Source organism: Streptomyces turgidiscabies Car8 (assembly GCF_000331005.1).
Lineage (GTDB): Bacteria > Actinomycetota > Actinomycetes > Streptomycetales > Streptomycetaceae > Streptomyces > Streptomyces turgidiscabies.
In genome coordinates this window covers 1-5,948 of the sequence record NZ_AEJB01000079.1, presented here as the reverse complement: position 1 = coordinate 5,948, position 5,948 = coordinate 1, and the positions used below count along the sequence as shown (strand labels likewise).

The following is a 5,948-nucleotide window of genomic DNA, read 5'->3' as shown; positions in this document are numbered from 1 at the left end:
CTCCCCTTCAGCGTGCCCTCAGCGTCGTACGAGTGTGATCCCGTACGTCGTCGTCGTGCCGTCCTCAGCGGTCACCGTGACGACGGCCCGGGTGCGGCCGTGTTCGTGGACCTTCCCGACCGTGACGTCCGCGTAGGGGTCGCGGGCCGTCGCCGTGACCTCCGCGCGCGCCGGATCGCCGGTCGCGACCCGGTATTCGGTCGTGCCCGGGTCGAAGGACGCGACCGGCACGCCGGCCACCTCGACCGACGCGGCGGCCGAGTCCGTGGAAACGCCCGGAGACTTGGCGTACACCTCGATCTCGCTCATCGTCAGGTACCCGCCCTGACGTGCCGTCATGACCACCCGCACCCCGGCGGCGGGCCCCGCCGTCAGCGGTACGTCGATCACCGGCGCACCCTCGGTCCCGACCGGGACGGGGTCGCTCGCGTCGGTCCAGGTGTCGCTGCCGGCCGCCCGGACCTGCACCTTCAGGGTCGCCGGGAAGGACGCGCTGGACCCGTCCCGGTAGAAGTGCGCGACGACCCTGCTCAGATCGCGGGCCTTCGGCAGCGTGAACGTGACGGTGTCGGAGGGGTTCTTGGTGCTCCCCGGCTTCCAGTTGGACCATGCCTTCTCGGTCAGGTCGCCGTTGCGCAGTTTCTCCGCCGAGTACCCGCTCTCGGTGAACGTGGCGGCGACCGAGACGGCCGGGTCGGGCGCGATGTTCGCCGTCACCGGCGCCGTGACCTGGACACGTACGCTCGCGTCGGCCGAACCGCCGCCGACGATCCGGGCGGTGCCGTGCAGGGCGACGGTCCCGGTCGAGCCGAACGCCCCCTCGGGCGCCGGGTCCCAGGTGACCGGAAGGTCGGTCCGGCCGCCGTTCCTGCCCACGCCGACGACCGTCGCGGGCAGCTCGGGGTGCCCGTCCACGTACGTCTTGGCACGGCCCGGCAGGGTCGAGGCGATCGTGTCGACGGTGACGACCGCCTTCGCCGCGATCGTGTGTCCGAGCGCGTCGGTCGCCTCACCCTTGACCGTCACGGTCCCGGGCTTGCTCCAGGCGCGGTCCGAGGGCAGGTCCCACACGACGGGGAGGGCGCCCCGGGCACCGTCCCGGAACACCGGCGTCACCGTCTTCGGCAGTTCGGGCCGCAGCCTCGGGACGGTGAACGTCTTCGCGGGCTCGGTACGCAGAACCGTCTCGTCGATCACGGCCCAGCGCTGGTTGTCCGCCGAGGTCGGGGTGTACGTCGACACCTTCGTGCCGTCCGTCGAGGACTGCCCGGTTACGTCGAGCAGACGGCCGGTGGCGGCGTTGACGAACGTCCAGGAACCGTCGCCGGTGGTCGACAGGATCCACTGGGCGGCGCTGTCGGGTTTACCGGTCGCCGGGTCCGGGGTTTCCAGGACGGCCACGTTGTCGCGCACGGCGAGCCGCTTGCCGGTGGTGGCGCTGGTCAGGGCGTAGCGTTCGCGGTTGTCGGTCCCCGGGGTCAACTGCCTTACGGACCAGAGCTGTTGGGGGTTCGCGGCGTCGGTCGTGCGGATGACGACGCCGGCGTCGTCGTCCGACGGGGTGAGCGACCTGCCGCTCTGGGTGCCCTGGAGCCGGTAGACGTGGCCGGGCTGTACGAGGGCGGCGTCCTTCGCCACGCCGCTGACGCCCGAGACCAGGAAGGTCGTGACCGACTTCGCGGGGACGGTGAGCGTCGCGGACCGGTCGGTCACCCGGACCGCCTTGCCCCGGACGAGCGCGCCGTCGGCGCTCGTGACGACGGGCGTGACGGTGGCCTTCCCCGTCACCTTGCCGAAGCGGGAGAGGTCGAGGGTCACGGAACGCGCGGTCGTACCGCTGTTCACGTGCACCGCCGTCGCCGCCCGCCCGGACGCCTTCACGGCAGCGACGGTCGACGGATCGTCGGTCTTCACGAAGTGGTCGCCGGGCCGGATGTAGTGCGTGAAGTTGCGGATGGTGTGGAACTTGGAGTTGGCCTTGACCGGGCACGTCTCCAGGGTGTCCGCCGCCGTGCAGTTGAACGGGACGTGGATGCTGCCCCAGTTCTTGCCGGCCGCCGCCTGCGGGATCGAGTCCTCGACCGGCTGCCAGAACACCCAGGCGGAGGGCTCCAGTTCACGCATGTCGTCGACCATCCGGGTGGCGATGCCGAGCCCCGGTTCCATGCTCGTGAAGTCGGTCCCGGTGCCCCAGGTGCCCTCGACCTCGCTCATCCACAGCTTCCGGTCGGCGCCCTTGGCGATGTCCCGGGCGCTGGTGCGCATACCGGTGCCGTAGGTGTGCACGTTGAGCTGGTCGACGGCGGCCCGGGCGTCGGCGCCGTACGCGTTCCAGTTCTGGGTGAAGATGCCCGGGTTGGTCTCGTCCATCGCCGAGATCGCGGCGTGGGTCTTCGCTCCCGCGAGCGCCTTGTCGAGGGCGAGGATGACCTTCTGCTGGAGCGCGGGCCCCGCGTGCGCGCCTTCCTGCCGGCCGCCCGTGGGCTGGCCGTCGGCGCCCAACTGGGTACCCCAGTAGTTGGTGTTGGGCTCGTTCAGCGGATCGATGGTGTCGAACCTGATGCCGTGCCGCTTCTCCATCTCCTCGGTCACCCGCACCAGGTAGGCGGCGAACTCGTCGACCCGGTCCGCGCGGATCTGGTCCGTGTTCGCGTCGAAGCCCCCGGAGACGTACCCGCTGACCGTCTGGAACCAGGGCGGCGAGTTGCTGAACGCCTCCCAGGTGGTCACCTTGTCCTTGACCTGGTCCACCCACCATCGCTGGTTCGCGTCGGCGTCCCAGTTCCAGTCGTCCGGGTCGTTCGGGTTCCACCAGTCCATGTCCTTCTGGGTGGTGCCCGCGGGCGCCTTCCAGAAGCCCGGCATGGTCGCGCCGGCCTTCATGTAGTTCGTGCGGACGTCGGGGGCGTTGCCGCCGCCGATGTTGTAGCGCGCGATGTTGAGATCGAGCCCGTCCTTGCCGAACAACATGTCCACCAGCCGTCTTCGGACGGGCTCCGGATAGCCGCCCGTCGCGTTGGCGAACCAGACGAGACTCGTCCCCCAGCCCTCGAACTCCTGCTGCTGGTACGACGGGTCGATCCGCACGGTGACGGCGCTCCGCTCCGCCGCTTCCGCGCTCGCCGCGGGCTGTGGGACCAGGAGACCCGCGCCGAGTACCAGGGGGACCGTCGGGGCGAGGGCCCGGGCGATGCGATGGCGGTGCCGAGAGGACACGGCACTCCCTTCCACAACGAGGAGACGAACAGAACCGAACAGAAGGAATCGAGCTGACGGCATGCTTGATGACAAAAATGAACACGTCAAGATGGTGTGCAAGTTCTGTTGTGGTCGGAGGACTTGGTGCAGTTCGTTGACGTGCCCGAAACATCTGGCTAGCCTCCGGGCAACCTGGGAAAGCGCTTTCAGGAACCGTCGTCCCCCTACGCGACGGCTCATCCCCCCACAGGAGCCCCCATGAGTTCACAGCTAGTTTCCTGGCGCGGCAAAGCGGTGGTCGCCGCCCTGGCAGCCGCGATGCTGGCAGGCCCCGGCATCGCACAGGCAGCCCCGCAGCCCGCCCCGGCGGCCGGCGAACGAGCAGCGGCGGCCACCATCACCTGGTCCCTGGTCCGGGCGAGCAACCCCACCACGGACCAGCAGTCCGCATACAACCTCATCACCACGGCCATGAACGCGGCGGTGGCCCGCTACAACAACCTCAGCGACCTCGGAAAGACCCTCACCGTCCGCTACGAGCCCGGCGTCCCCACCGCCGACGGCAACATCAACGGCACCATCCGCTTCGGCAGCAACCGCAGTTACATGACCGAGCGGACCGCTCTGCACGAGATCGCCCACACCATAGGCGTGGGCACCAGCTCGGGCTGGTCCTCCCTGGGCGGCAGCGGCACCTGGACCGGCTCACAAGCCACCGCGCTTGTACGGCAGTTCGACGGTGCCGGCGCCAAACTCTCCACCGGCGGCGGCCACTTCTGGCCCTACGGCCTGAACTACGACAACGAGTGGTCCGGCACGGCGGCCGACCGCCACGTCCGGATCGTCGCCGCCATGAAGAACGACGGGCTGTAGACGGCCTGGAGGAGGGGCCGGCGGTTGGTGCCTGATGACAAAGGCGCCACCGGGAGCTGCGTTCTTGTGAGCACCGCCTGAGTGCGTGGTCCGCGCGGTCCTACGGTCCCGCTATGAAGACGAGTTGCAGCAGAAGGAGGCCCTTGAGGGGGCTGCGCGGCACCGCGCTCGCGGTGCTGCTCACCACCGGGACGCTCACCGCGGTGGCCCCGGAGGCGCACGGCGAGAACGTGCGCACCGAGGTCACCGTGGCGTCGTCGAACGCGGCGGTCGCCGGGGTGACCGAGACGGTGGTCCGGGTGAAGGCACCACTGCCGGCGTCCTTCGGGGCCCGGCCGGCGGCGTGCGACTGGCTGTCCTACCTGCGCTACCGCTCCTCCGCCGGGCCCGCCGAGTCCGCCGACGCCGACCGGATCCTCGTCGCCCAGCCGGGCATCCTGGAGGGCGCCGGGGCGTTCGACAGCGTCGCCCGCAACACCGTGGCACGCGCCGCGGAACAGGGCCGGCACATCGAGTTCTGGGCTCTGGACCGGCGCTCCAACTGCATGGAGGACCACACCGGCATCGACTCCGGCGACCAGCACACGGCCGTCGACTACTACTACCGGGGCAAACAGGTCGCAGGCCGTACGTTCGCCGGATTCGCCGGCAACGACCAGCTCGGCTGGATGGCGAAGCTCGGCATCGAGCAGACCGTCCGTGACCAGTACACCCTGCTCACCACCGAGTTGCCCGACCAGAGCGTGCGCGAGCGAAAGGTCCTGTGTGGCGGGCACTCCCTCGGCGGCGTGATCACCGGGTACTTCGCGGTCGCCGACTTCGACGGGAACGCCGCCACCACCGCCGACGCAGGACACCGCCAGTGCGCGGGCTGGTTCGCCCTCGACACCACCGTCTCCACCTCGCTCGCCGACCTGAGCGGCAGCATCCCGGACGACACCAACCTGCCCGACATCGGCCTCGGTTACGGCGTCGTACAGGCCGGGCTCGACAGCGGACTGCTGCCGCGCTCACTGTCCGCGCCGGTCCTGCTGAACGCCGAGACGATGACCCTGCTGGCCATCGCGGGCGTCGGCGCGATCCGGGACCCGGGCGGCGAGGCCGACCTGCCGTCGTATCTGCCGGCCAACGTCAACATCGAGGCGACGAACCGCTTCCTCTTCGCCAAGGACGCCGCAGCCTTCCTCACCGGCTCACCCGCCGTGAAGGACTTCCGGCTCACCAACGAGACGGTGCTCGGCGCGCTGATGGACGACAACTCCGTACCGCTGGCCTTCCTGCAGAGCAGCGTGGGGTTCTTCGACGGCGGGCCGATCGCGGACAAGTCCTTCCCCGTGGCCAACGGGGGCGACCAGCAGCCGGGGCTGTTCGGTATCGCGTACAAGGCCATCCCCGACCGGCCGCACGGGCCGCTCTACACCTGGCGGAACTACGACCGTGTCGGCGACCGCGACGACCCCGGCTACCGGTCGGCCGACGGAACACCGTTCACCGCCGCAGGCAAGGAGGTCACCGACATCCAGGAGCTGGCCCGCAGCCTCGCCCAGCAGCCGCTCGACTTCACCGAGCAGTACTTCCCGACCAAGCTGATCACCGACCTCGAACTGGCCACCTCCCCGCAGGTGAAGCGGCTCGTCGTGCACCCCGACGGGCTCACCGTCAACCCGACGCTCACCGTCCTCGCGGGCGACGGACTGCTCGCCGGCCGCGTCCCCGCCGACCTCCACCCCGTGGTCGCCGACGGCTACCAGCACCTCGACGTGCTGACCGCCGCCCCCACACAGAACAACGGCCGTCCGGAGCCCGTCTCCACGAGCCTCACCGAGTTCGCGCGGGACCCGAAATAGCTTCCTCCCATGGAAGAAGGGCCCGGGAGG

The 5,948-nt window shown here is 70.1% G+C and carries 3 protein-coding genes; 2 read left to right on the top strand and 1 reads right to left on the bottom strand.

The window, feature by feature from the left end:
- Positions 1-18: 18 nt before the first annotated feature.
- A complete protein-coding gene (locus STRTUCAR8_RS04770) occupies positions 19-3,216 on the bottom strand; it encodes a glycoside hydrolase (RefSeq protein WP_006374307.1) in 3,198 nt (1,065 codons plus the stop codon).
- A gap of 240 nt (positions 3,217-3,456) precedes the next feature.
- Between STRTUCAR8_RS04770 and STRTUCAR8_RS04765 the strand changes: the two genes are divergently transcribed.
- Together STRTUCAR8_RS04765 and STRTUCAR8_RS04760 are read left to right on the top strand one after the other, a co-directional pair.
- Positions 3,457-4,071, top strand: a complete 615-nt coding sequence (locus STRTUCAR8_RS04765; RefSeq protein ID WP_006374305.1) for a hypothetical protein — start codon at positions 3,457-3,459, stop codon at positions 4,069-4,071.
- A gap of 113 nt (positions 4,072-4,184) precedes the next feature.
- Positions 4,185-5,918 carry a hypothetical protein gene (locus STRTUCAR8_RS04760; RefSeq protein WP_044471637.1) on the top strand — a complete coding sequence of 578 codons (1,734 nt, stop codon included), beginning with the start codon at positions 4,185-4,187 and terminating at the stop codon, positions 5,916-5,918.
- Positions 5,919-5,948: the final 30 nt, after the last annotated feature.

Coding starts and splice junctions, on each gene's coding strand:
- STRTUCAR8_RS04765 (WP_006374305.1), top strand. CDS start 3,457: ATGAGTTCACAGCTAGTTTCCTGGCGCGGCAAAGCGGTGGTCGCCGCC.
- STRTUCAR8_RS04760 (WP_044471637.1), top strand. CDS start 4,185: ATGAAGACGAGTTGCAGCAGAAGGAGGCCCTTGAGGGGGCTGCGCGGC.